Source organism: Streptomyces sp. NRRL F-2664, from assembly GCF_000719345.1.
Taxonomy (GTDB): Bacteria; Actinomycetota; Actinomycetes; order Streptomycetales; family Streptomycetaceae; genus Streptomyces.
Genome location: NZ_JOFX01000173.1, coordinates 1 through 2,059 on the forward strand (window position 1 = coordinate 1; position 2,059 = coordinate 2,059).

General features: G+C 62.1%; 2 protein-coding genes and 1 pseudogene. 1 reads left to right on the forward strand and 2 read right to left on the reverse strand.

Going from position 1 to position 2,059, the window contains the following annotated elements; genetic code table 11:
* Window positions 1–288, reverse strand: a 288-nt coding sequence (locus IF89_RS48740) for a hypothetical protein (protein WP_043194836.1), incomplete at its 3' end; no start/stop codon positions are given.
* A gap of 296 nt (window positions 289–584) precedes the next feature.
* On the opposite strand from IF89_RS48740, the pseudogene IF89_RS50030 reads away from it, so the two are divergent.
* Window positions 585–740: pseudogene (locus IF89_RS50030) on the forward strand (IS30 family transposase); the annotation flags it as partial.
* 407 nt (window positions 741–1,147) lie between these two features.
* On the opposite strand, the gene IF89_RS43855 reads toward IF89_RS50030, so the two are convergent.
* Window positions 1,148–2,059 (reverse strand): RHS repeat-associated core domain-containing protein (locus IF89_RS43855; RefSeq protein ID WP_158718123.1); only part of this gene is annotated, 912 nt, incomplete at its 5' end.

A 2,059-nucleotide genomic window follows, 5' to 3' on the forward strand; every position in this document is an offset into this window, starting at 1 on the left:
GTCATACGACAGAGCCAGCGCAAACCCCGCCTCCCCACGCCCCGCCGTCGCCAGCAGCGGCACCTCCAAGGAGTAGCGGCCGGTCCGCACATCCACCGCGCCGCCGGCCTCCTCGCCGGGGGCGAACACACCCGACACGGTGCCGGAGGCACCCGGCACCGCTGACGCCGCGGCTGCCGAGCGGGAGCCGGGAGCGGCAAAGGCCTCACCCGCGCTCTCCCCGGCAACGGTGCCGGCAGCGGCCAGGGCAAGGAGGCCGGCGACGCCGTTGCGGCGGACGCGCCGCACAGCAGCAGAAGACAAAGAGGAGGCAGTGGAAGGCACGTGGAACCCCGGAGACTGGCGCATATTCGGTCAGCTGTCCTGTCGAGGAGAACAGATGGCGGGACGGATGTCTCTCCTCCGAACAGCCCCCGCTCTGCTGGTGCCGGTGTGTTGGTTGGGGTGGCCGGTTGAGGAGTGGAGCCGACAGCGGCCGAGAATCTCGGGTCCCATGTAAGCGACGGTGTTCGTCCACTCGTCGTTCTGCTCGCCAGGAGATGAGCCTGAGCCACCACCCCATCCGGCTTGGCATGCGCAGAGCACCCAAGGGCACGGACCCGTCCCGCTGCGACGTCGACCAGCTCCAAGCAGTCGCCGCCACCCTCAACAGCAGGCCCGTAGGGCCCCGATGGAAGACACCCGCCGAAACCCTCAACGAGCGCCTACTATCCGACCAGGAAACCGGTGTTGCGGCGACCGAATTGAAGCCCAGCAGGGGTTCCGAACGCAGCCTGAGCCCGGTCGGGACTAGTGCTGTCAACGCCTCCCCGAGTCTTTCAACGCGATTTCAACGCGAAACCCTGCAGAGACGAAAGAGCTCAAAGTCGAGCGTGAGGCCACGGCTCGACGCCTTCCGACGGCTCCACTCCCGCCGCTCCCGCCCCGGACAACGAACAACTGCCCTCGCGGTTAAGGTCATACCGCTGTGCAGGTCGGCGTACTGCTCGCGCATCACCGACACCATATTGGACGCCACCCGCCATAGCGAGGCGCCACCCGTCGCCGAGGCGGTCCTCCACCGGTCGCAGCCGACAAACCCCGATAGGGCGGCGGTATTCCTGCTGAAGGCGCGAGAGTAGGTATCGGCGAGCAGCGAAGGGGCGTGTTACATAGCCGCAAAATTATACATTTTGCCGATCAGTGTTTCGGTCGAGAGTTTTTCTGTTCCAGTGTCCCATAGCCAGTAGTAGCTGACAGTGTAGTCCAGGTCAGGCCGCTGCCAATAGAGCGGATCAAACTCGCCATAGAATCCGGTTTCTATATGTTTGAACAGGAGCTCTCCTTTGTGCTGGCCGAGGCGGATGAGAGCTATATGGCCATCTAGTTTACCGGTGCCCTTTCCTATTGTGTTCATCGACAGGGCGAACATCCTCCCCTTCGGCATCTCCCCTCCCTTAGAATTCAGGTAATCAACCACATCGTTGATATTGCCCTTGGCGACCATCGGCCACAAAATCTTCCGCATGTTCCAGTTAACTCTTCTGTGGGGCCTAAAGGGAGTTCCTTCGCTGAACGTCTTGAAGCAAGCGGCGAACATGGACTGGCAGCCGTCGGGCGGAGTCCACTGCTGAATCCTAGTGGCGTAGGCCCTCCCAATTTCCCGTCCGTATTTAAGGTCCGACCTCTGAATGGACTGGAGAATCCCGGCCACTTCGGCCTTCGCTGTCAAGGTAATGGAAGAGTAAAGTGTATTTAGGGATGCTTGGTGTGCGTGTTGTTTCGCAATCTCTTTGATAGTAGATTGTGCGGTGGTGGTGGCTGGAGGCTCGTTGCGCTGATCACGGTTCCCGGGCGCCAATGCAGACATGCCAGGAACGAACTCAGGTGTCTGCTTTTCCACGCAACCGAGCGCCGATCGTCCCTTTATGCGGATCTGCACCTTCCCGCTGGGGTCGGTGTGTTCGATGGGGTTGGCTGCGAAGGCTTGGTATTTGTTGAGGGGTGTGGGGTGGGGGTCGCGGGTGGTGAAGCGGCCGGTTTCGGGGTGGTAGAGGCGGGCGGGGGTGTAGTCGGTGCC